Genomic DNA, 21,800 nt, shown 5'->3' on the forward strand with positions numbered 1-21,800 from the left:
CGCGGCCCACCAACCCCGGCAACGGCCGAAACCCCGGGAAACCCCGCCTCAGGGGAGGGGGTCACTAGCCATTGCCCCGTGCCTCTGGAGGTCTAGCGTTCTGTGTGGATCCTTGTCTTCATCTACACGTGCGAGAGCTCTGCTTAATTGGCTTATGTGGGCGTGTATCATCTCAATACCAGTTCAAGGGGAATTGTTCGATAGAACGCCGCACCGCGCCAGAAAACCGGCAACAACTTGTCCTTAGCCAACGCTGCTCTGTTGGGGATTTATAAACCTCGGCCGGGGTGTTGCCGTGAGGTCTGACCTCTGCGTTAGGTGCAGAGGGGGTAGATACCTCTGTGGCTTGTCTTACTGCCCTCTTCTTGTGAGGCAGATGGCGGCGCCTTCTAGGGCGGCTAGAGAGCTCCTCGGCTCGAGCCCTCCCTCTGTCTTCGTGGGGAGGGTTGGGTACCCAAAGGTGAGGATCTACCCCTCCGCCCCGCCCGAGCTGGGCGACACATCGCTATATGAAGACGCGGGGAGGTGGCTTGAGATCCCTCTGGAAAAGTTCATAGCCATGCGCCTCTCCCTGTATCGAGGCGGCTTGGAGATCCGCGTAGACAACGCGGCTGACCCCCCGAGGCCTCTCCAGGAGATCCAGCTCATCGCCCTCTCCGAGAGGCCTGTAGACGTCGATCTACGTTTTAGGAGGGAGCCGAGGGGGGTATATCTAAGCGAGTACGCCCCGCCGATGGGGCCCTCCGCGCCTCTCGCCGAATTTAAAACAGAGGGGTCGCCGAGGTTGCCGAAGCTGGCAGAGAGGGCCTATGGCGACTTCGACCTAGACGCTAGGGAGGCGGTTTTGACGCTGTATAGGTCTGGTCTTGACGTGGGGTACATATCTAGAGCCCTCAGCGTGGGGGCCCTGGGGGCCCGGCGGCGGAGGAGGCTAGTGCCGACGAGGTGGGCAATCACGGCGGTGGACAAGATAGTGTCTGACCACCTAGTGGAGGAGATCAAGAGGTTCGACACGGTGGACGGCTACTACCTTTACCTGAGGAGAGCCCCCGGCAACCTATTCCTCGTGATTCTGGCCCCCTCCAGGTGGGCCTACGAGTGGGGAGAGGCCTTTGAGCCGGGCACCGTGTGGAACCCCGGCCCCGGCCTCGCGGTTGAGGCAGACCACGAGCTGTACAGAGGCAGAGACGTCTACCCGGAGATCGGCGGTTGCTACTACGCAGCTAGGCTCGCGGCGGCCGAGGCGCTGTACCGCATGAGGAGACAGGCGGCGGTGGTGGCGTGGAGGGAGGTGTACAGGGGCTTCACCGCCCCAGTGGGGGTGTGGTGGGTGAGGGAAAACGTCCGGGCGGCCCTCCGCGGCGAGCCAGCCCGCTTCGACAGCCTAGAGGACGCCCTCTACGCCGCCTCTCTACTGCTTAAGGTGCCGCTGGAGAGGTGGCTATCAGCCTCAAGACTGATCCACATATTAAGATCTAGGCTTCCTGGCGTAGGCCAGGAGTAGGGGGAACCTCCTCTCCACCGCCGCCTCAAACTCCGCGCTGAGGACGTCCCGCAGACAGCGGGAGGTGCAGCCGTGGCTCCCCACGAGGGGGAGCCTCGCCTGATCTGCCTCCACCGCGATGAAGACCCCGCCGGGCTTAAGAACCCTCTTGACCTCGCGTAGAGAGGGGCCGTGGTCCCCCCAGTGGTGCAGGGTGAAGAGGGCCACCGCGGCGTCGAAGATCTCGTCCCTAAAGGGGAGGCGGAAGCTTACTCCGGCTACACTCACAGACTTGGCCCTAGACCGCTTGAGCATCTCGGGGGACGCGTCCACGCCCACTGCGTCGTAGCCGGTCTCCACCAACCTCCTGAGGAGCGCGCCGACGCCCGGCCCCACCTCCAGCAACCTGCCCCCCCGTGGAACCGCCCGCTGGACCGCCCCGTAGGTGGCTCCGTATGCCCACTCGAAGACGCCCAGCGATACCAACAGGCTGTAGAACGCCGACGAGAAGGAGCCAAACCGCTCGAACTCCACACACCGGCGTAAAACCTTGATATATAGCTTTTGCCCCAATCACCGTGAAGCTTGTTGTCGCATCCAACCGCCTGCCAGTCACAGCGATCTATAGAGATGGCAGAGTGGAGTTTAGAGAGGCCGTGGGGGGTCTCGCCACGGCTATAAACTCTTTTCTAAGAGCGACGGAGAGGGGACGGGGGCTCGGCTTCACGAAGGTCCTGTGGGTGGGATGGTCCGGAGTTAAGGCTGAGCTGGAGACCGACGAGGTGAGGTCCAAGCTGAGGGAAAGGGGACTCGTCCCGGTGCCGCTCTCTGAGGAGGAGGTGGAGCTCTTCTACGAGGGGTTCTGCAACTCAACTCTCTGGCCTCTCTTCCACGGCTTTACGGTATATACGGCCTTCGAGAAGAGGTTCTGGGACGCCTATGTCAGAGTAAATAGGCGATATGCGGAGGCCGTGGCGTCTGTGGCGGACCCGGGGGATTTCGTGTGGATTCACGACTACCACCTCATGCTTACGCCGGCGGTTCTGCGCCAGCTTCTGCCGGATCTAGCGGTGGGCTTCTTTCTGCACATCCCCTTCCCACCCGCGGAGGTCTACCAACTGATGCCGCCGACGTGGAGAAACGCGTTGTTGGAGGGGGTGCTGGCGGCCGACCTAGTGGGCTTCCACACCTACGAGTACGTTAGCAACTTCATTAGGGCCGTGGCTAAGTTCCTGGGCTACAGAGCTGAGTCCGGGGCTCTGCGAGTCGGCCGGAGGAGGGTGCGCGTTGGGGCGTATCCCATCAGCATCGACTACGCCTTCTTCCACGGCTCATCCCAGAGGGCCGAGGTCGCGGCGGAAATAGACGAGCTGAGGCAGAGGTTGCGTGGGCTGAAGATAGTGTTTTCGATCGACAGACTCGACTACACCAAGGGGGTACTCAACAGGTTGAAAGCGTGGGAGCGCTTCTTGAAGGAGCATCCGCGGTGGCGGGGGAGGGCCGTCTTTGTTCTCGTGGTTGTGCCGTCGAGAGTCGGCGTGCCTCAGTACGAGGCTATGAAGAGGGAGATAGAAAGAGAGGTTGGGCGTATAAACGGCGAGCTCGGCGAGGTGGACTGGACCCCCGTGGTCTATATATCGCGTTTTATCCCCACGCCGACGCTTCTGGCGCTTTACAACATCGCCGACGTTGCCCTAATCACACCGCTTAGAGACGGCATGAACCTAGTGGCAAAGGAGTACGTCGCTTCGAGGAGGAGCTGTACGGGGGTTCTCATACTCAGCGAGACGGCGGGCGCCTCTCACGAGCTTCTAGAGGCGCTTATAGTAAACCCAAACGACGAAAGCGGCGTGGCTGAGGCCATCGCAAGGGCTCTGGAGATGGATCCCCAGGAGCAGTGCAGGAGGATAAAGACGATGCAGAAGAGGCTTAGCCAACACGACGTCGTTAAATGGGCAGCCGAGCTTATACACGCAACGGCTCTAGCCTACGCCGAAAACCGCGAAGCGGCCTACACGAAGACGCCGACGCCAGTCGATGAAAATACGGCTACGGAGATAGCGGCGAGGTTCAGAGCCTCAAGCAGAAGGCTGCTGTTGCTTGATTACGATGGGACGCTTGTCCCCCACTACCCCTACGCATACCAAGCCGTGCCGGACCCAGAGCTACTAGGCATCCTAAAGGCGCTATCCAACGTTCCAAACACCAGTGTCGCGGTCGTCAGCGGCCGCAACAGGGAGTTTTTAGAGAGCTGGCTCGGAGACCTCCCCGTCTACCTTGTGGCTGAGCACGGCGCTTTCATCAGAGACGTGGATAAAGACTGGACGCAACTTTTCCCGTTTGAGGTGAGCTGGAAAACCGCTGTTAGAAAGGTGATGGAGGACGTAGTCGCGGCGACGCCTGGCTCCTACATAGAGGAGAAGGAGTCGGCAATAGCCTGGCACTATAGAAACGTGGAGTCTGAGCTGGGCGAGACCGTGGCGGCTAGACTCGTTGAAGCCCTAGAGAGTCTCCTAGGCGGTGCAACCTTCAGCGTAATTCGCGGGAGCAAGGTCGTCGAAGTTAGGCCAGCCGGCGTAAACAAAGGCGCGGCGGCCAAGCTACTTCTGGAGAAGATCGCCCCAGATTTCGTGCTAGCCGCAGGAGACGACGCCACAGACGAGGACATGTTCAAAGCCTTGCCAGAAGAGGCATACACGATAAAGGTAGGCACAGGCGAAACCACAGCAAAATACAATCTTCCATCTCACCGAGAACTAAGAGAGCTGTTGAAGCGGCTGTCCAGCCTTTAACCCCCCACCCGCGAGCCAACACACCGGCTCTCTGGGGACTCGGGCAACCACCCTTCGCAGATGGGGGGCTCGGGTCATTGGGGGCAGGCGGTGTCTCCAGAGGGCCGGGTGCTACGAAGGAGTCGTGCGTCCTTCAGCCGCTTTTAGCAGAAGCTCGGCGAGTTTTAAAGCGTTGAGGCCCTCGGCCTTTTTCATAGCTTTGGCGGCCATCTCGTCCCTCAGCTCAGGTCTCTTCATCAACATGGAAACCCAACTCGTGAAGCCCTCAACATCGTCAGGGTGGCTCAGCTGGATGCCGTCTACGCCGTTGGATATATACCATGTAGCTCGTGAGGCCGGCGATGCGGCATATGGCACGCCCATGTATAGGTAGTCCAATGCCCTAATTCCCATGGGCTCGTAGCGCGAGAAGTCGACGCCGACGAAGGAGTGTTTAATCACAGAGACGACAGTTTTTAAATCGGGGTTTTCAAGAACGACGAGGTTGTCCCGCCTCTTCGCCTCCTTCCTCGCTCTTTCCAGAGCGTCGCCGCCTCCCGCCGCCACCAAAGCTACATTGCCGATGCGAGAAAGCCTCTCCGCGGCTTTAATAAGCGTCTGGATGTTTCTCTCCTCATCTAAAGACCCCACGTATGACACATACAGATCGAAGCCCTCGGCGGCCTTAGGCCTCCCGACGTCCTTCACCTCTACGAAATCTGGGTCTACCCAGCTTTTCGACTCTACGACTTTCCCGGACGGTACGCCGTATTGTTTAAGCTCCTCGGCCTCAGCTTGGCAACAGACCAGAACTAGATCTGCCCGCCTCATTATATAGGGCATGTTAACCATAGACCACATAAGCTTCGCGGCGCTGTCCACAGGCCTAAGGGCCGTAAATTTCACGAAGTAGGCGGGTACGAAGACGAAGAGGGGTCTTCCGGGGGCCTCCCCCAGTTCGGCAAGCGACCTTCTTATTGAAATCCACCTGGCGGCTTCCTCGGGGCCGTTCCAAAAGCTAGCTACGACCACCACCAAATCTAGGCTGTGTCTCTCCTGGAGGGCGCCGAGGATTTTCCCAAAGCTTCTTAGAACAACGCCGCCGGGCGGGGTGAGTGATTTCATGCTGAGTACTCTAATCGTGGGGACCCCGGCCACGTCTGCTTCAACCTCCACATATCCGTTTTCGCTTTTCTCCACGATCCTGGGGTCTACGACGGGCCGGCCCTCGTGGTATATGCTAGTTACAAGCCACGCCTTGTGGCCCAGTCTCCTAAACGACTTTACCAAGACCGTGGCGGCGCGGTGCAGATCTTCCCAGCGGGAGCTCTGTTGCGCCACAACGGCGATGTTCATCTCTTTTTCAAAGCCTCAGCCACGAGCACAGCGACGACGGCGGCCGTGAGACCCCAGGTGATGGGGGTCAACATGGCGCTTAACGTGGCGACGTTTATACCGCCTTGCTCCAGCGCGAAGGTGATAACCACGAGGTACAGTATGACTCTAATGTACTCAGCCACGGGGCCGACCACCTCGCTTTTAGACAAGGCGCCCTTGTATATATACTCCACAAAGCCGTCGACGAGTATAAAGCCTAGTATCGAAATGACGAAGAATTTAACAAAACCAAATAGATATACACCTATCACCGTGGCTATCAAGCCATATGCCTCTGTGTAGCCAAAATTCAGAGAGAGATACGCCGCAGCCAGCAGGATAGATAGGAGGTAGGTGAGCCACGCCGCCACTGAGCCGAAGAACTCGCCAGCCGTATAGCCAGAGCGCAACAGCGCCCTACCGATGTTGAAGTTCCTAAACCAGTCGTCAAACCCTAGCCTCAGCAGTAGACGCACCAGAAGAAGCCGCAACAGCCGCCCGAGCACAAACCCCAGCACGGCGATTAGCAGAGACACCGCGACGTGGTACACAAAAAACCACACGGCCATGGTCGCCCCCAGCCACAAGTTATTAAACGTTTGGGAAATAAAGACGGGCGCGCATGCTTTAGATGAGGAAGCCGCTTAAGTTCTTCGACATAGCCGCGGGGAGGGCCTTCACGACGGCTGAGTACAGAGTCGTCGAGGTGGAGATAAGGTTTCCACACGGCGTTGAGAGGAGGCCCATGGCCGTGGCGGTCTCCCCCTACACCGGCCACCTCTGCTACAGCTTCGCCCCCAGGAGAAGCGAAATCAAGGCGGCCCCCCTCACAACGTATTTTAAGGAGTAGGCGGGGTGAAGAGGTGAGGCGGCAGGCGGCCGAGGGGGGCTGGGACGAGGCCTTTTCCAGGGCGTACAGCCACACGGCCCCTAGGGTGCGCGCAGTCTTGGAGCGCCACCCCGAGCTCGCGCGGCTGGCTGGGGAGGTGAGGAGGGCTCGGGAGGAGGTGGTGAGAAACCTCGATCGCTATGTGGAGGAGTTTGGGAGATCTGTGGAGAGGGTTGGGGGCCGGTTCTACCTGGCGGAGACGGCTGAGGAGGCGCGGGAGACCGCGGCGAGGATCGTGGGTAGGGGGAAGGTGGTGGTGTTGGGTAAGAACAACGTGGCGATAGAGACCGGCCTTAGGCAGAGGCTTGAGGAGGAGGGCAACGAGGTCTGGGAGACGGACCTAGGCGAGTTCTTGGTGCAGCTCAGCGGCGGCGAGCCTAGCCACATAATCGCGCCTGCTATACACATGACCAGGGAGGCGGCCGCCGACCTCCTCAGGCGGAGGCTCGGCGCGGCGGTGCCGCCTGAGCCGGCGGCTATTGCCCAGAGGGCGAGGGAGTTCCTGCGGGAGAAGATACTGAAGGCAGACGTGGGGATCACCGGCGCCAACGCCCTGGCGGCCGATACGGGGGCTGTGGTCCTTGTGGAAAACGAGGGAAACATCAGGCTCGTGTCTACGGCCCCGCCGGTCCACATAGTCTACGACGGGGTGGAGAAGATCGTCCCCACCCTCCTCCACGCCTTCATGGCCGCCGCCGTCCAAGCCGCCTACGCCGGCCTCTACCCGCCCACCTATATCAACATGTCGGCAGGCCCCAGCTCCACAGCCGACGTGGAAAACCAGCGCGTCTCACCTGCGCAGGGCCCTAGGGAGTTCCACGTGGTGCTTGTGGACAACGGCCGTAGGAGGGCGGCCCGCGACCCGGTCCTCTGGGAGGCCCTCCTCTGCGTGAGGTGTGGGAGGTGCCACTTCCACTGCCCAGTATATAGGGCGTTGGGCCGGGAATTCGGCGTGCCGCCCTACACAGGACCGATGGGCGTCATGTGGACAGCCGTCACAAGGGGCCTAGACGCGGCGGGCCCCCACGCCCTAAAATGCGCCCACGCCGGCAACTGCAAAGAGGTCTGCCCCATGGGAATCGACATACCCAAGGTGATACACGAGATAAGGGCGAGGTACCTCAAAAGGGAGGTGGGCCCAAGCCGCTGAGCATCCGCCTACCTCAGCGACCAGAAACCATCCCCACACATCGGCGCCCTGGACATCATCACAACATGAGGAGGAGACGCCTATTTATACACACCTCGGCGCCCGCCGCGGCGGCGGTCAGGAGGCTGACACGGCGCTCTGTGCGTCAAGGACGGCTTTTGTAAGAACCGCAACTTTTAAATTGCGTAGCGTGGGGCCTCCAATGCGGTGGTGGGTGATCGCAGGTGGGGTTGCCGCTGCGGCTGTGGTAGCGCTGTTTCTCCTGTCCTCCGCAGGTCCGCCCTTCGACTCACATAACTACGAAGTTAACTACACTATAAAGCTCACCTACACCGTGTTGGGGCAAACCACGACTGTGACTGGGTGGCTGTTGGTTGGGGAGGGGCCCAAGGGCAACTACACCGCCTACGTGCTACGGCTCCCCGGCGCCGGCGATGCCGTGTACTACACAGCCGCAGAGGGCGGCCGCGTATACAGCGCCGTATGTTTCGGCAACCACTGTATCAAGGGCTCCGGCGGCTCTAACTGGCAGTGGGTTAGGTGGTGGCAACAGGCAATAGCCACGGTTGGGGAGAGAAAAACCGGCACATGTAGCCACTTGGGCTACACGGGCGAGTACATAGAAACGACGGGGAAGATGAACCTCGGCTCGTGGGTCCCCGGGCCGGTTGAGACATCCGGCACCTACCGCGCCGGCGTCTGCACCGTTAGGGGGGTGCCCCTTAAGTTGACCGTATGGGGCGGCGTCGGGACGCAGACGGGCGGCCAATCGGCGGTATACTCCGTGGAGCTTGATGTCTCCGCCGTCACTGTGGGGCCATTCAACGAGGCACACTACAGCGAAATACTGACAAAGGTAGGCGCAAAGTAGGAGCAGAAGCGAGACACCCCGCCTTTTTCCACGACCCGCCTATCCCTCAGGAATCTCCGAGTCGGCGTGAAGATCTGGAACTCGGCAGTGTAGCCGCCGTAGATGCTTCGGCTCGGTGGCTAGATTACGGCTTTTGTTTCAGCATTTGTCAGCAGATGCGGGGCAGGAAGTCTTAAATTGCACATCCATGCCTTTTCGTGGATATCCCGGACTTGGAGATCCTTAGGGCGCGCGGGCTTGACCCGCTGGCCGTGTTGCACGACGCGGTAGCCCAGGGTCTAGATCCGCCGGAGCGCGTCGAGCTCTACCTGAGGGCCTCTGAGTACTTCTGGGAGGAGGGGCTTAGGCTTATCGACGCCGGAGATCTGAGGCAGGGCGGCGAGAAGATCTGGAACTCGGTGGTGCAACTTGTCAAGGCCGTGGCGGAGGCGCGGCGGTGGCCGCACGACACACATAGGCTTGTCTGGGCCGCCGTGAGGAGGATATCCCAGGAGCTGGGAGATCGTGAGGTTGTGAAGCTCTTCGCGCAGGTGGAGCAGCTACATGTGAACTTCTACGAGGGGCATCTGGAGAGGTGGGACGTGGACGTCTTCGTCGAGGCGGCGAAGACGCTCCGGGAGAAGCTGGGGGCCGCTAGACCTCCTGCCACACCATCGATAAACCTCCTGTACCAGCTCTCGTACTCTTGGGGAATGGCCACGTGTATCTCAAAGGGGTGGGGCCCTCTGTCGACGGCATCCGCGGCCGCCTTGTAGACGGTGAATTTATCCGCCGTCGTTACCACGAGGACGTCTATGTAGCTGTCCGGCCTAAAGCCCCCTTACGAAGCTCCCGAAGGCCAGAACCCGGGCGTTTGGATCAACCCTCCTGACGGCCTCCTTCATCGCCGTCAGATACCGCCACGCATCAGCCACGTATCTATCCACAATGCTGATGGGCTTCGCGCCAGTGTTCCAGATGTGTGTCCGCCGTGTTGCCCGCCGGCAGTTCCGCATTCAGCTACCTTCTCATGTTGTCAGTTTTCTGACAATGGAGGTAATGGATAGGGCGAACCCCTGGTGGTTCGAGACCGGCTGGGCAGGTGAGACCGCTATCTCCGGGCGTGGGAGGTGGAGAGGGTGCGTTGGGTCCCCCGCTGGATCTGAGCGGTAGTTATTCCACATCGAATTCCACCTCCACGGTGCGGAGTTGCAGTAGTGGTGGCGAGGTTCTGCCCACCTCGGAGAAGTTGTTTAGTAATATCTACGGTATGTACTTAGAGATCTGGTTCTATGTTCTCGATTACGGCTGAAAGTCTCGCCCTATAGGGCGGCCCTCATGTTCTGCACCGGAGTTTTTTGGCGGCTGGCCTCGCCTTGGCGGCTGGGATTTGGGATATGTGCTTGCCGCGGTAGGTGTGCCAGGTGGTTTTGGGCGGGTAGAGCCTGCCTTCTAGGGCTCTCTGGACCACCTCCTCCCTGGGGATGTTTACGTCTACGGCCTGGTAGTCAAATAGGAGGGCTGGGGCAGACCCGTGTTTGAGCAGGGCCTTGAGCCTGTGGTGTCCGTCGAGGACTACGCCGGTTCTGTAGTCCACGGCGATGGGCGGTATCTCCCCTTGGGGCTCGAGGGCGGCGTCTAAGGTCTCCTCGTGGGGCTTGAGGCAGGCCACGTCGACGTAGAGGGGGTAGGCGGTTGGGCACCTCCTCTCGGCCTCCTCGAGGTCCTCTGGGGTGTCTACGTCTAGGAGGGAACCCACGTCTACCTCCACCCATCTGTCCATGTCGGCGCTGGGGAGGTAGGACAGCCCCACGTAGCCCCTCGGCGTGACCGCCGTGGCGAAGACGTCCTGCGTTGCGAGAAGCTGTATGTGCCGGGGCTCTAGGTCGGCTATGTCGCACGCCGCAACCACCGCGGGGGCTAGGCGGGCGGCCGTGGGGAAGTCCTGGGGGTAGCCGAGGCCGCTTCCGTAGATCACCTTCAGCCCCCACCTCTCCGCCGCTTGTGCCAGCTCCACATGGCCGGGGGTGGTCACCACGTAGATCTCGTCGGCCAGCTGGTGCAGGACCCCCGCCACTCTGAAGAGGAGCGGGATTCCGCAGACCGGCCTCAAGCACTTCTGGGGGTCCCCCATCCTGGTCCCCCTGCCCCCCGCCATTAAGACGGCTCTCACGTTGGAAACAACTTATATATAAATAGCGGGTTGGCGGGGCGTGATACTGGCCTACGTCGGCGGGGGGAAGGGGAAGACCACCGCGGCGCTTGGCACCGCGCTGAGGGCGTGGGGCCACGGGATGAGGGTCCTGGCGGCCTTCGTCATGAAGACGCCCTTCTACATGGGCGAGGAGGTGGGCGAGTACAAAGCGCTTAGGAGGCTGGGCATAGACGTGCTCACCCTCTGGGACCTGAGGAGGCCCGAGGAGGTGCTTAGGGAGGCCCTGGCGAGGGCGGGGGACTACGACCTGGTCATCCTCGACGAGGTGAACTACGCCGTGAGGCAGGGCTTCGTCGACCCCAAGGTCCTGCTGGGCTTGGGCAGGGAGAGGCCGCACTTCATACTGACGGGCAACTTCGAATACCCAGAGCTATACCAGGTGGCGGACTTGATATCCAGGGTGGAGGCCGTTAGACACTACTACTCCAGGCAGGTGGGGGTAAAAGGGCTGGACTGGTGAGGAGGACGAAGGCCGCCGCAGCCCTAGCCACGGCGGACAGCCCCCGCGCCACGTCTAGAGGAGTGGGCAGGCCGCCCTCTCCCACAGAGTAGCTCCCCGGCTTCTCCAAGACGACGCCAAGCGCCGAGGCTAGGGCGGCTATGGGCCAGCCGGCGTTTCTGCTGGCCATCCGCCGCCTGTGGGCGAGGAGGGGCGGCCTCCAGCCGTTGGACACGGCGAGTATACACAGGGCGGCCAGCCTAGCTGGGATGTAGTTGAGGGCCGTGTCTAGATACGCGGCGGGGGCCCCCGCTTTGCCGAAGCGCGGGAAGCCGACTAGCCCATCTAGCGTGTTTACAGCCCTCTGTAGCCACGCGCCTGGTAGGCCGAGGAGGATGTACCACATCAGCGGCGAGACGTAGGAATCGACGAGCGACTCCGCGGCGGCCTCTAGACAGGCTGACCGGACGTGCCCCCCGGAGGCCGACGAGAGGTCCCTCCTCACGAACTGCTGAGCCACCCGCCGGAGATCGGCGTCTCGGCCGCAGGGATACACGATGTGTGCTACGCCGAAGGAGAGCTTTAGGAGGTACCCCTCTACCAGCGGGCCTAGGAGGCCGAGATGCGGCTTAGCCCAGTGGGCCAGCAGGGCGGGGGCCAGCCCCACGGCGAGGCCCGCGGCCAAGACCGCGAGGCCTCTGCCCACGCCGCCGGGCTTGGCGAGGGGCGAGGCGGCTCTGTAGACAAGAGATACGGGGTGGAGAGCCGGGTGGATCAGCCTAGTGACTAGGTAGCCGCGCCACCACGCCGGCACGTCCAACGCCTCGAGAGCCAGGGCAAAGGCGAGGGCGGCGGCGTCCACGGCCGAGGGAGTTGGGGCGTTAAAAAGCGTGTTGTACAACTAATGCGGCGACGAGCGACGCGAGGAGAAGGGCGTCCCACCTGGTGTAGAGAGGCGGCCTTTCGGCCAGACACTCGAAGCTCCTCTGCCTCAGCTGGACGTCTAAATACTCGGCGTAGTCGAAGACGAAGACCACCAGGGGGAGAGCCGACGCCAGGACGGCCCTCGGCCCCCTAGCGCCGCGGGCCTTAGCCACGGCCAACAACGTCTTCACCTCCCGCGAGATGACCGAGTAGGCCCTAAGGCTCATGGGCAACACGTAGGCCCACCTCCCGCCCACCCCCGCCCTCCTAAGCGCCCAGGCCACCTCCCCCGGCGAAACCGCGTGGAAGAGGAGGCCGAGCACCACGAGGTTTTTGAAGAGGACGAGGGAGGGGGTAAGGGCCTCCCCCGGCCCGACAAACAGGGCTAGGGATAGGTAGGAAGCCAGGGCGAAGCCGCCCGCCGCCGCCGCGACCCTCCGGTGGAGCGCCAGCAGAGGCGCCAGGCCCAAGACGGCCTCCCAGCCGGCGGGGAGCAGGAGGAGCAGAAGTAGCTTAGCCAAGCCGTATCTCGGCGTCGGCATATCTTGAGACAAACACAGGATCGTGGCTTGCGAAAACCACCGTCCCCCCGTACGCCCTCACGACCTCCCCCACCCACTCCGCGTACCTCCTGTCTACCCCCGCCGTGGGCTCGTCCACGAGGAGCAGCCGGGGCCACCTGGAGATCTCCCAGAGAAGCGCGGCCAGCCTCGCCTCGCCGGCGGAGAGCGAGAAGGGGCTCCTCCACCTTTCCACGCCGAGCGCCTCAAGCACCAGAGGCGGCGCCCTTCTCAGGTCCGGCGCCGTGAAGTACATGTAGGGGTTCTGAGGCACGTAGCCCACGGGGGAGCACCCCCTAGTCCCCCTGAGCTTCACCACGCCGGCCAGCGCCAGCAACGTGTAGGTTTTGCCGGAGCCGACGGGCCCCGTCAGAGCCACCTTGGCGCCCGGCCGCACGGGGACCCCCCGAACCTCCGCCGGGCACCCCTCGACGCGGGGAAGGGGGTAGAGGGGCGGCCTGCGGCCTCTGACGAAGTAGGGCCCCCAGCCCCCCGCCGCGCTCCTGGCGATGAGGTCTTCCAGCTCCACCTCTGCGGCGCGGCCCCCCTCCACCAGGTAGAGCCTGTCGGCGTCGAGGAAGAGCTCCAGACGGTGTTCCACCACCAGGACAGCCCTGCCCTCCTCCGCCAGCGCAAAAATCCTGTCCCTCACAGCCCTAGCCGAGGCTGGGTCGAGGAAGGCGGTGGGCTCGTCGAGCACCACCGCCCCGGCCCGGGAAAGCGCCGCGAGCTCCACAGACAACAGCTGCCTCTGTCCGGGGGAGAGCCTCTCCAGGGGCGTGTCCGGGAGGCCCTCCCCGCCGCAGGACACCGTCCTCACCTCCTCCCGGACCGTGGTGGCGATGAGGTTAACGTCCACGTCTTGGAAGACGAAGTACGGCCTCTCCAGCCTCACCTCGCCCTTCCTAGGGAGGAGCCCCGCCATGGCCTTAACCAGAGCCGACTTGCCGCCCCCCGTTGGGCCAAACAAAAGGGCCACCTCCCCCCCAGCCACCTCCAGATCCGCACATCTGACGACGGGTCTACCGCCGGCGTATGCGGTGAGGCATCTGGCGTATATCACAGAGCCACCACGTGCGACAGGGCCTTCACCTCCTCCAGAAGCCTCCTCTCCCGCTCCGTAATGCCGCTGCCCCTATCCCTAAGAGAGACCCCCTCGTAGGCGGACGCCATGAAGAGGCGGGCGGCGTGGAAGACCTCCCAAAACAAGGCGGGGTCCCCCCTGTGGAAGTATATGGTGAGGTCGTTAACCGCAAGGACGGGCGTGGGGTCCTCCAGATACCTCCTAAAGAGGGCGGCGGCCCTCCCGGCGTTTTCCTCAGCCAGAGCCGCCTCCTCCCCCGGCGACGCCGCCTCAAGCCGGGGGGCTCTAAAGTCGTCGGTGAGGTACCGCACCCCCTCCCGGAGGTAACGCCGAAGCTTCGCCCCCACGCCCATCCGCTCCGGCGCGAGGTCGACGACGGTGACCGCCACCCCCAGCGAAGCCACCGCGTCCACGAGAGCCGCCAGAAGCCTCGACTTGCCCCTCCCCACCTCCCCCGTAATCAAGATGCTATATTTTGCCAAGGCGCCTCAAGGCGAGGGCGGCGGCGTAGGCCCCAGCGGTGCCGATGCCCGTGGAGAGAGCCCAGCCAAGCGCCACGGGGATCAAAGCGGCGGCGAACCTCCCGCCGAGCCCCAGCGCCGGCGCCACAACGTAAATAGACAGCGGTAGCCCAACGCCGAGCGTCCCCAGAGGCTCCAGCAAAACCACCCAAGGCCTGCGCCCGAAGACAACCGACGCCAGCCCCACCACCAACGCCCCCGGGATGCTCCCCGGGAAGGCGAAGACGGTGCCCAGCCCCAGCATAAGCCTAATGGCCGAGATCAACGCCGCAACCGCCACGGCCCAAGGACCAAGCACAAGCCCAGCCAGCCCGTTCACGAAGTGCTGGCCCGGGAAGGCCTTGGTAGGCCCAATGGGGATGTTCAAAGGCGCCAGAGCCAGCCCAAGCCCCGTAAACACCACCACATACGCCAGCCTCACGCCCAACCACCAACTTCCATTTTTAACTATAACCACAGGCCGTTTTGAAAACCCCCGCAGAGGCAGACAACGATCCACTGCTCAACTCCAAAACATCCAAGCAACACCTAGAGGTCAAACACAGCTGAAAAGGCAGGAGACGGCCACGGCGCCTTCAACGTTGCGCCTAGTCTAAGAAGCAGCGATACGTGTCGCCATGGCGCTCTGGGCCGCCTCGGCCCCTTCCATCATCGCCTGATACCGGCCTTTAGGCTTAGGCGCGTCCCCACTTGGCAAGCTTCCTACTATTCGCGCACGCCGTCGCGGTGGCTGGGCATCGCTAGGCCACCGAAGCGGCGTGGCGGCGTCGACCGCCCCGCCCTAGCCGGCTGGAAACTCTAACAGAAACCTAGCCCCGGCTCAGCAGAAGCGAGATGGCGTACTCGGCCAGCGGGCCTATCCTACCCTGGGGGGCGGTCTTGTGCGGCACCCCCAGCTCCGCTAGGGCTTTGGAGACGCCGGGGCCCGCCGCCACAACGATAAGCCCCTTGAGCCTCTCCACCGCCTCTGCCCCGCCAACCTCGGCGAAGTACCTCACGGCTAGGGCGCTGGTGAACACCACCGCGTCTGCGGACAAGACACGCTCCACGGCCTCCCTCGGCGGGGGCTCGGCCACGTAGGGCTGAAACTCGGCCGCGGGGCAGGCCACCTTAGCCAGAAGCTCGGGGTCCCTCCAGCCGTAGTGGAAAACGGCGGCTCTCCTACACCCCGGGAGGGAGAGCCCCTCCACCGTGTCAGAAACGACCTGGGGCTCTACCCCAAAGGCGTTCTTCACCATCACAGCCCCCTTCCTCCCCTCTGCCGTCGCCACAACGGCCTTGGCCAACAGCCTAGACGCCGCATCCCTAAGGGGCCCCAGCGCCTCCGCCGCTCTATACGCCGCGTGCCCCGACGCAAAAACCACCAGGTCGGCCTCCTCCAGCGCCCGCACCACCGCCTCGGCGTCTAGAGGCGCCGGCTTCAACACAGCCATTGGGGCCTCCACCACCTCTACCCCCGCCCTAGCCGCCAAAGCCCTAAACGCCTCCAAAGCCCTCGGCGAAGTGACGGCAAGCCGCATGACACAGCGCCGGCTTTCCCATTAAAAGCTTCCGGCCGCCTACTAGTAGATTTGCCCCCGCGTATGTTTATTACGTCCCAACCGCCGCGTAAGCAGTAGCATCTGGATCTGCGATGGAGACAGGAGCCTACGCCTTGAGTAAGACGTCGCCGGAAGACGAAATACGGCGTTTATAGGGGACGGGGGTACTTGCTATGTGGGGGTAGTGCCTAGGCGCAGAGATGTGTGGGGTTTTGGGCACTGGACCTCCACTGGGGTTTCTGTTTGCACGTCGGGAGCAAGGGGGACGTCTAGGGTTAGTCTTAGGGCGTATTTGGCGTAGGGGGCTAGCCCCGCGGCGGGTGTTTTGAAGTACTTCTCAAGCCCTCCGACGCCGCCGAAGACGAGGGCGATGGGGCGGTCTACTCCGCGGAAGTCCACGCGGCCTCTATACGTCGTGGCGGCCTCCCCCAGCGGCACTGGGCGTCTCCCCCTCGGCGTCTCTATCACCAGCTCCAGCTTAGCTGAGCGGGCTTTCACCAGGTGGGCGGTTATGGACACCTCGGCAAGCCCAGGCCCCGCCGGCTTCACCGAGGCCGCGGCGTAGTCGCCGTCGGGGGTCTGTATCGAAATGGAGCCCGAGGGGGCGCAGGCCGCGGCTGGGTCCACCACCGCGACTGCCTGATTGCCCCGCCCGGCGTAACCTGAGAAGACGCCGTAGCACCAGCCCCCGCCGAACACGTATAGGTAGCCGCCCTCCCGGCCGCCCCCCCTGATCACGTTGAGCCACCGGCGTGGGTGCTTCCTGTCCCACTCGTCGAAGTACTCGATGAGGGCCGGCTCCCCCTGGAAGCCGCCGGACATCACCCTCTCGGCCATCTGGGCCAGCTCCCCCTCCTTCACTGCGCTGTACGCCGCGTAGGCGAGGAAGAGGGCTAGCCCTACGGCGATGATGAAGGCGGCGGCGGGGGTAGCGCCGCCGGCTCTGACGACGGCCACCACGATTAAGATGAGGAGGCCCACCAACATGGCGGCGAGCTGGCGCTCCCTGGTGCCCACCACGCCCACCTCCATAACCCCGGCGGAGCCCAGCTTTATAAGCTTACGAGGTAGAGGGCTCTGGAGACCTCCAGGAGGGCGCCCATGAGGTCGCCGTTTGCCCCGCCTAGGTGTCTGTAGGCTGCCGCGTAGAAGGCCAGGGAGAGGGCCGTGGCGGCTAGGAAAGCCGCCGGGTGTAGCCACGCCGCCGCGGCGAGCGCTAGCAACGCCCCCGGCCACTGGCGGCGGGCGGCCGCGATAAACAGCGAGCCGAGGCCCTCCTTGAACGGCCTCGATGGGGCGGCTACGGCGAGGGTCAAGGCCTTGGAGTAGACGTCGGCCGCCACGTAGTCCAGCCACCCCCCCGGCTTAGCGCTGGCCGCCAGGACGAAGAGGGCCGCCACCGCGAATATCCCGCCTACCCCCCTCCTGGGGTCCTCCAGCACCCGCCGCGCCCTTTCCCTATCTCTCACCATCAGGGCGTCGCCCACGTCGGCGAGGCCGTCTAGGTGGTGGAGGCCTGTGGCCAGGAGGAGGGCGGCGTAGGCGGCCGCGGGGCTGTGGGTTAGGAGGTAGACGGCCCCCCCGGCGCCCCCCACCGCCAGCCCCGCCAGATAGGGCGCCGCCCAGACGCAGGAGAAGTCCAGCTCAGCCCCGCCGACGGGGAAGGCGGTGAAGAAGGCCACTACCGCCTTGAGGCACCGCATACCGCCTCTATCAACACGTCGTTTTCGGAGGGACCCCTCAGCGAGTATCTAAACCCCGCTATCCCCTTGTCCCAGAGGGGCCTCACCTTCACGCCGGGGGGAGGCGGCCCAAACACGACCTGGAAGTGGACAGACGTGGGGAGGCTCTTCACGCACCTGGAGATGGCGGCCCGCACTCTAGCCCCCTCCTCCCCCACGTAGGCCGCGGTCCTCCCCCTGTGGGCGCGGAGGCGCTCAGCCCCAGTGTGGTATATCGCGTAGTCGGCTAGGCTGTTTATCCTCCATGGAGGGGGGTCCCTGTGTTTGTACAGAAGGGCGCCGATTCTCAAGCCCGGCGTTGCTAGGAACTTGCCGTAGGACTTCACCACTGGTAGCTCAGGAGCCACCGACTGGCCCCCCGCGAATTCCAGGAAGGACTCGTCCACGAGGAGGGAGGCCCCCCTCCTCCTCAGCCCCCTGGCGAGGTCGAGGACGGCGTCTCTCGGCATGTAGAAGCCGGTGGGGTTGTTGGGGTTGCAGAGGATGGCGACGTCGCCGGGCCGCGCCGCCTTCTCCAGGAGGGGCGGGGGCGCCCTCACCGAGGGGACGCCCAGGAGGCGGGCAACCCGCTCGTAGTCGCCGTAGCTGGGCCACGCCACCAACAGCCTACGGGGCTTTAGGTCGAGTAGGGCATAGAGCAGGGCCTCCGTCGCCCCATTGAAGAGAGTCACCTCAACCCCCTCGTACTCTCGGAGCACCTCCTCGGCGAGGTGCGCGGGGAACCTCCCGTGGACCCCCCGCCCAGCCGCCTGGACAAGGGCCTCCTCGAGCCCGGGGGGCGGTCCTATGGGGTTGGAGTTGTCCGAAAAGTCATAGCGGACCTCCTCGGCCCAGGTAGAGCCGCCGTGAGTCATCTCGCGGCTATGGCCACCGTGACGCCGCCAGCGGCCCTCTTGCGGTAGATCAAACGCCCTCCCTCCCCCGCGGCCTTAAGCGCCGCCAGCTCGGCGACCCCTGGGAGACCCACGGCCTCAAGGGCCTTCTGGCTGGGCGGCGATAGGCAGGGAGAGGCCGCGCCCTCCCTCAGCTCCTCTGGGCTGTACAACACCGCTTTGACGCCTAGCGCCTCCGCCGCCTTGAGCGCCACGGGCTTTATCGACGCCACCGCGGCGACCCGATCCAAGCCCACGCCCACCGCCTCCAAGGCCTTTTTAACAGCTTCCGCCACCTCGGCCGGCGTCGCCTCGGACCTCGCCCCCACGCCCACATACAGCGCCGCCGGCCTGCAACACACCTCCCCCGGCCCGCACCCCTCCCCCAACTTGATCACCACGTCGCAGCCGCCGCCTTCTGCGTACCCCCTTAGGTAGGGGGGGAGCCTACCCCCCTCGACGCACACCCGCCTGCCCTCCTTAAGCGCCTTGTTGACCAGGAGCCTGCCCTCGCGGCCCATGTCGCAGAGCATGTACCTCTCGAAGTCCTCGGCCGGGTGGGCGCCCGCGGCGTCTACCGCGGTGGTGACCACCGCCACGCCGCCTAGCATCTCCGCCAGCTCCCTCGCCAGCTCGTTGGCCCCCCTGTGTGAGCCCACCAGGGGTATGACGAATCTGCCCTCCCTCTCCACCACCAGGACCGGGGGATCCCGCTCCTTATCTCTCAGCAGTGGGCACAGCAACCTCACCACGCCGCCCAGGGCCTCCACGAAGATAAACGCGTCGTAGCACCCCCACGCCTCCGCCAACATGCCGTTGTTCAGGAGGTGGGCCGGGACCCCCCTGGCCTTAAGCTCCTCCACAAGCCTCTCGGCGGCGGGGGGCGGGCCGGCGCCCGCGTAGAACACGGCGGCGCCTCTCCAGAGCAGCTCTAGCATCTCCTAATCGGAGCCAGCACCCTCCCCCCGGCCCCCAGGATCAGCCAGAAGAGGCCCCAGGACGCCAGAGATAGGCCCTGCAACGCGCGGAGGTCCGGCAAGGCGGCGGCGTACTTCTCGGGGAGGGTGAAGGGAGGCGCTACGTAGAACCCGACCAACCAAGCCAAGGCGAGGAGGGCCGCCCTGGCGTAGGGCCTCTTGACCAGGCCCGCCACCGCGGCCGCAGACAGCACGTTGTAGGCGACGTAGAGTCCGTGGACCGCCTCCCTCCACTCAACGGGCTCAACGTAGCTCACTCCGTGTGGGGTGGGCAACCACTTAAGGCCGGGCAGGAGAGACATGGCGAAGAACATGACGGCGGCGGCCTCCGCCGGCTCCTGCCCCCTGGAGAAGAAGTGGTAAACCACGCCCAGCATTCCGCCGTAGAAGACCGCGACGAGCGGGATAGCCCAATCCGCGTACTCCTCCTCCGCCTCCTCCACCGCCAGCTTCACGTGGAGGTGCTCCGCCAGCGGCGCCGCGAAGGCGTATAGAAACGCCGTCTGGGCCAAGGCGGCCAACGCGCCTATTATGAAATAGGCCTTGAGCCCCCTCAGTGGCATGGGATACCCAGTAGGTGCCTCAGCTCGTGTATGGCGTTGTACACCGCCGGCGGTAGCAACTTCTCCAGTAGACCCCCAACCGCCGCGTTGAGCACCGCGGGGTAGAACACCACGGCGATACCGATCACCGACGCCGAGAGATAAACCGCTTGGGAAACCTTCGCGAGCCTCCGGACCTTTTCCAGGGTTTTCAGCTGTGCCCTTGACATATCTGATGGAGAAAAATCCCTAATTTAAACATTTCGCAACCACCACGGCCAGAGGGTCCGCGCTCACAAGCTCCTCAGCGCTCTCCACCCTCCTCGCCCTCTCCCCCGGCAGAGACAGCCTCTCTAGGAGATACACCTCGCACCCCCTCAGCTCCTCCCAAAGCCGAAGCCTCCCCTCGGCGTCAAGCGGCGGGAACACAGCCAGCGCTCTGCCGCCGCACCTCTCCAGCCTCTGCGGCCGGGAGGCGTGTTGAGAAAAGAAGACCACCTGGGCCACGTCGAGGCCCATCTTCGCCAGGGCGAGGTTTAGGGACGAGACGCCGTTTACCACCTCGAAGGGCACCCCAGCGCCCGTATCCTGTCCATCAGCTCCCAGTCCGACACGGTGGGGTCGCCGTGGACCACGACGCAGACGTCCTCCGACTTGGACCTCTCGGCGAGGCGCCTCAGCTTCTCCTCCTGATCTCTGTAGGTCAGCTCCACGAGCTCCCCCCGCGTCCAGCCCCTCGCCCTATCCAGCACAGACCGCCAGCCCGCCACGGCGCTACACCTCTCCAGAGTCTTCAAGGCCTTGAGGGTGACGTAGTCCGGGTCGCCCGGCCCCACCCCCACTACGTGTAGCATTTCCCCAGCCTCTCCAGCTCGGCCTCCACCTGGGGCAGGGGGTCAACCCCCGACGACTCGGCGCGCCAGAGGGCGTAGCCCATGGCGACGCCCTCCTTGACGTAGCCCCTGTCGTATGCCCTAAGCCCTCTACATCTCGAGCCGCCGAAGGAGCTCCTCGACGCGTAGACCCTCCTCACCCCCACCTCCCTCATCAGCCCTAGGAAATCCGCCGACTTGTCCTCCAAAATCCAGCGGGTCGTCGCCACCGCGAGCCTCTCAACGTCGCCGCCGAGCGCCTTGTACAAAGCCGCGGCGGCGGCCATCTGCGTGCCGCCGGCGAGGACGACCTCCCCCCCGCCCTCCGCCACCCCCAGCGCGATGGAGGCCACGGCCAGGTGGACGGGGTCCCCCACCTCGGAGGCGGCGGTGACGGCGTCTAGCGGCGGCTTGACCCGAGCCAGCGCCTCCTTAACCACCCTGGCCTTCAGCTCCTTGGGGTTGTCGGGCGAGGCGCTGCTGGTCCTCCCCCACGCGTCGTAGCCGAGGGCCAGGAGGATGGCCATGGCCGTGGTGGTCCCGCCAGGTATAGACTCCCCTATAGCCACCCTGCCCCAGCGCGCCAGTTGCCTGCCCAGCAACCGCCCGTTCGCCGCCACCTCCTCGGCGGCTTCCCTAGGCATGGCGCCCCTTCTGATGTCGCCTCCGGGGACCCCGCCCAGGACCACGCGGGGGATCTTGGGCGGAATTCTGCTACCGGCGTCGACGACAAGCTTCGGCAGATCGCCCGTCAGCGCCCTAGTCACCACGGCCGGGGTCGGTATGCCGTCGGGGGTGACCGGCACCACGTCCAGCGTCTTCGGCCGGCCTGTGAGTAGGTACTCCACGTCGAGAGCCGGCGTGTAGTGGGTGGCCTCGGGGGATGGGCCGGCTATGGATATGCCCGGTATCAGCGAGACGTCCGTGGTCCCCACAACCACGACCAGCAGCTCGGCCATGGAGGCGGCATTCTCCCCCCTTTTAAATTTTA

General features: G+C 64.1%; 26 protein-coding genes. 7 read left to right on the plus strand and 19 right to left on the minus strand.

The genetic code is table 11. From position 1 onward, the window contains the following. Nucleotides 1-295 precede the first annotated feature (295 nt). Nucleotides 296-1,504 (plus strand): Nre family DNA repair protein, encoded by a 1,209-nt coding sequence (locus TNEU_RS01345; RefSeq protein WP_012349644.1) that lies wholly within the window; start codon nt 296-298, stop codon nt 1,502-1,504. On the opposite strand, the gene TNEU_RS01350 is transcribed toward TNEU_RS01345, so the two are convergent. Further along, a complete protein-coding gene (locus TNEU_RS01350; protein WP_012349645.1) occupies nt 1,469-2,017 on the minus strand; it encodes a class I SAM-dependent methyltransferase in 549 nt (182 codons plus the stop codon). The two genes, TNEU_RS01345 and TNEU_RS01350, sit on opposite strands and share 36 nt — an antisense overlap. A gap of 44 nt (nt 2,018-2,061) precedes the next feature. Between TNEU_RS01350 and TNEU_RS01355 the strand changes: the two genes are divergently transcribed. Further along, on the plus strand, nt 2,062-4,275 hold the full coding sequence (locus tag TNEU_RS01355; protein WP_012349646.1) for a bifunctional alpha,alpha-trehalose-phosphate synthase (UDP-forming)/trehalose-phosphatase: 2,214 nt from the start codon (nt 2,062-2,064) through the stop codon (nt 4,273-4,275). Nucleotides 4,276-4,386: 111 nt separating this feature from the next. On the opposite strand, the gene TNEU_RS01360 is transcribed toward TNEU_RS01355, so the two are convergent. Then, nucleotides 4,387-5,610, minus strand: coding sequence for a glycosyltransferase (locus TNEU_RS01360; protein ID WP_012349647.1), 1,224 nt, complete (start codon nt 5,608-5,610; stop codon nt 4,387-4,389). After that, on the minus strand, nt 5,607-6,200 hold the full coding sequence (locus TNEU_RS01365) for a hypothetical protein (protein WP_012349648.1): 594 nt from the start codon (nt 6,198-6,200) through the stop codon (nt 5,607-5,609). The genes TNEU_RS01360 and TNEU_RS01365 overlap by 4 nt, the downstream gene beginning before the upstream one ends. Nucleotides 6,201-6,262: 62 nt before the next feature. Between TNEU_RS01365 and TNEU_RS01370 the strand changes: the two genes are divergently transcribed. From TNEU_RS01370 to TNEU_RS01385, 4 genes are all read left to right on the plus strand, one after another. Then, complete coding sequence (locus tag TNEU_RS01370; RefSeq protein WP_012349649.1) at nt 6,263-6,481, plus strand: hypothetical protein; 219 nt, start codon at nt 6,263-6,265, stop codon at nt 6,479-6,481. A 13-nt stretch (nt 6,482-6,494) separates the two neighbouring features. Further along, nucleotides 6,495-7,670, plus strand: coding sequence for an LUD domain-containing protein (locus TNEU_RS01375; protein WP_012349650.1), 1,176 nt, complete (start codon nt 6,495-6,497; stop codon nt 7,668-7,670). Nucleotides 7,671-7,872: 202 nt separating this feature from the next. Further along, a complete protein-coding gene (locus TNEU_RS01380; RefSeq protein ID WP_012349651.1) occupies nt 7,873-8,541 on the plus strand; it encodes a hypothetical protein in 669 nt (222 codons plus the stop codon). A 197-nt stretch (nt 8,542-8,738) separates the two neighbouring features. Next, on the plus strand, nt 8,739-9,296 hold the full coding sequence (locus TNEU_RS01385) for a PaREP1 family protein (protein WP_012349652.1): 558 nt from the start codon (nt 8,739-8,741) through the stop codon (nt 9,294-9,296). Between the two features lie 560 nt (nt 9,297-9,856). Here TNEU_RS01385 and TNEU_RS01395 read toward each other — a convergent pair. Beyond that, nucleotides 9,857-10,693 (minus strand): NTP transferase domain-containing protein, encoded by an 837-nt coding sequence (locus TNEU_RS01395; RefSeq protein WP_148682264.1) that lies wholly within the window; start codon nt 10,691-10,693, stop codon nt 9,857-9,859. A gap of 40 nt (nt 10,694-10,733) precedes the next feature. Here TNEU_RS01395 and TNEU_RS01400 point away from each other — a divergent pair, with 40 nt between their 5' ends. Beyond that, nucleotides 10,734-11,195, plus strand: coding sequence for a cob(I)yrinic acid a,c-diamide adenosyltransferase (locus TNEU_RS01400; protein ID WP_012349654.1), 462 nt, complete (start codon nt 10,734-10,736; stop codon nt 11,193-11,195). On the opposite strand, the gene TNEU_RS01405 is transcribed toward TNEU_RS01400, so the two are convergent. The 15 genes from TNEU_RS01405 to cobT all read right to left on the minus strand — a co-directional run bounded on the left by TNEU_RS01405 (nt 11,146) and on the right by cobT (nt 21,768). Further along, entirely contained in the window at nt 11,146-12,036 is an 891-nt protein-coding gene (locus TNEU_RS01405; protein ID WP_012349655.1) for a CobD/CbiB family cobalamin biosynthesis protein, read from the minus strand. The genes TNEU_RS01400 and TNEU_RS01405 overlap by 50 nt on opposite strands. Nucleotides 12,037-12,055: 19 nt before the next feature. Continuing rightward, nucleotides 12,056-12,640, minus strand: coding sequence for a hypothetical protein (locus TNEU_RS01410; RefSeq protein WP_012349656.1), 585 nt, complete (start codon nt 12,638-12,640; stop codon nt 12,056-12,058). Continuing rightward, on the minus strand, nt 12,612-13,721 hold the full coding sequence (locus tag TNEU_RS01415) for an AAA family ATPase (protein WP_012349657.1): 1,110 nt from the start codon (nt 13,719-13,721) through the stop codon (nt 12,612-12,614). Before TNEU_RS01415 ends, TNEU_RS01410 begins: the two co-directional genes overlap by 29 nt. Then, on the minus strand, nt 13,718-14,224 hold the full coding sequence (locus TNEU_RS01420) for a hypothetical protein (RefSeq protein WP_012349658.1): 507 nt from the start codon (nt 14,222-14,224) through the stop codon (nt 13,718-13,720). The genes TNEU_RS01415 and TNEU_RS01420 overlap by 4 nt, the downstream gene beginning before the upstream one ends. Continuing rightward, nucleotides 14,211-14,684 (minus strand): energy coupling factor transporter S component ThiW, encoded by a 474-nt coding sequence (gene thiW / locus TNEU_RS01425; RefSeq protein WP_148682265.1) that lies wholly within the window; start codon nt 14,682-14,684, stop codon nt 14,211-14,213. The genes TNEU_RS01420 and thiW overlap by 14 nt, the downstream gene beginning before the upstream one ends. Before the next feature lie 388 nt (nt 14,685-15,072). Further along, complete coding sequence (locus TNEU_RS01430) at nt 15,073-15,783, minus strand: uroporphyrinogen-III synthase (RefSeq protein ID WP_012349660.1); 711 nt, start codon at nt 15,781-15,783, stop codon at nt 15,073-15,075. A gap of 192 nt (nt 15,784-15,975) precedes the next feature. After that, nucleotides 15,976-16,836 (minus strand): hypothetical protein, encoded by an 861-nt coding sequence (locus TNEU_RS01435; protein WP_012349661.1) that lies wholly within the window; start codon nt 16,834-16,836, stop codon nt 15,976-15,978. Nucleotides 16,837-16,856: 20 nt separating this feature from the next. Next, entirely contained in the window at nt 16,857-17,507 is a 651-nt protein-coding gene (locus TNEU_RS01440; RefSeq protein ID WP_012349662.1) for an adenosylcobinamide-GDP ribazoletransferase, read from the minus strand. After that, complete coding sequence (locus TNEU_RS01445; protein ID WP_012349663.1) at nt 17,486-18,400, minus strand: aminotransferase class I/II-fold pyridoxal phosphate-dependent enzyme; 915 nt, start codon at nt 18,398-18,400, stop codon at nt 17,486-17,488. The genes TNEU_RS01440 and TNEU_RS01445 overlap by 22 nt, the downstream gene beginning before the upstream one ends. Next, nucleotides 18,397-19,356, minus strand: a complete 960-nt coding sequence (cbiG, locus tag TNEU_RS01450; protein WP_012349664.1) for a cobalt-precorrin 5A hydrolase — start codon at nt 19,354-19,356, stop codon at nt 18,397-18,399. Before cbiG ends, TNEU_RS01445 begins: the two co-directional genes overlap by 4 nt. Further along, nucleotides 19,350-19,958: a hypothetical protein gene (locus tag TNEU_RS01455; RefSeq protein ID WP_012349665.1), complete on the minus strand. Its 609-nt coding sequence runs from the start codon at nt 19,956-19,958 to the stop codon at nt 19,350-19,352. Before TNEU_RS01455 ends, cbiG begins: the two co-directional genes overlap by 7 nt. Continuing rightward, nucleotides 19,949-20,167, minus strand: a complete 219-nt coding sequence (locus TNEU_RS01460) for a CbtB-domain containing protein (protein WP_012349666.1) — start codon at nt 20,165-20,167, stop codon at nt 19,949-19,951. Before TNEU_RS01460 ends, TNEU_RS01455 begins: the two co-directional genes overlap by 10 nt. A gap of 19 nt (nt 20,168-20,186) precedes the next feature. Next, on the minus strand, nt 20,187-20,510 hold the full coding sequence (locus TNEU_RS10555; protein ID WP_148682266.1) for an SAM-dependent methyltransferase: 324 nt from the start codon (nt 20,508-20,510) through the stop codon (nt 20,187-20,189). Next, a complete protein-coding gene (locus TNEU_RS10560) occupies nt 20,492-20,791 on the minus strand; it encodes an SAM-dependent methyltransferase (RefSeq protein WP_148682267.1) in 300 nt (99 codons plus the stop codon). The genes TNEU_RS10555 and TNEU_RS10560 overlap by 19 nt, the downstream gene beginning before the upstream one ends. Beyond that, nucleotides 20,779-21,768: a nicotinate mononucleotide-dependent phosphoribosyltransferase CobT gene (gene cobT, locus TNEU_RS01475; RefSeq protein WP_012349667.1), complete on the minus strand. Its 990-nt coding sequence runs from the start codon at nt 21,766-21,768 to the stop codon at nt 20,779-20,781. Before cobT ends, TNEU_RS10560 begins: the two co-directional genes overlap by 13 nt. Between the last annotated feature and the right edge of the window lie 32 nt (nt 21,769-21,800).

The sequence above is a fragment of the Pyrobaculum neutrophilum V24Sta genome (genome assembly GCF_000019805.1).
Classification (GTDB): domain Archaea; phylum Thermoproteota; class Thermoprotei; order Thermoproteales; family Thermoproteaceae; genus Pyrobaculum; species Pyrobaculum neutrophilum.